Source organism: Acinetobacter sp. P8-3-8 (genome assembly GCF_000214135.1).
GTDB lineage: Bacteria > Pseudomonadota > Gammaproteobacteria > Pseudomonadales > Moraxellaceae > Acinetobacter.
Map to the genome: position 1 here is coordinate 1 of NZ_AFIE01000157.1, position 561 is coordinate 561.

At 31.7% G+C, this 561-nt stretch carries 1 pseudogene; it reads right to left on the minus strand.

Features of this window, described 5'->3' with window-relative positions:
* A pseudogene (locus GGG_RS20260) lies at positions 1-447 on the minus strand (transposase); the annotation flags it as partial.
* Positions 448-561: the final 114 nt, after the last annotated feature.

Sequence of the window (561 nt, forward strand, 5' to 3'; positions counted from 1 at the left end):
GAAACCATCCAGTACTACTTTTCCCACGATTTGCCAAGCCTTTAAATACACGATGTCTTTTAATTCTGAGATTATGACAAACCACTAATTTAGTTGAATCAATAATACTAATACCTGTGTCTGTTCCTTTGACTTGATGAAAGAAACAGCTTAATGCTTGTAAACAACGGGGCATAATTTCAATAAAACGGTTATAGCTAAGAAGCTTAGGAAAAGCTGGTTTCCAGAAAGGAACGACCATATAACAATAAAAATATTTAAAGAATCTATAACCTCTTGCGAGTAATAACTCTCATAAAATAAGATCACAATAGTCATCACCTCAGAAAGGCTTAAAGCTGATTTTTGTGTTGATTGATTTTGATCAGAAATTAGAGATTTTTCTAAGGATTCATTAAATATTTTGCAAAAATCATCCAAAATACAAAATAATTCGGTATGAGCCATATATGGCGCAAGGCATAGAAAAGCCTTAGGTTGTAATGTTTTGTCTTGAGAACCAATACGTTACAAATACTAAGGTTTTTTTTCTACTCTTTTTTTATATCGAACTCAGGTTAA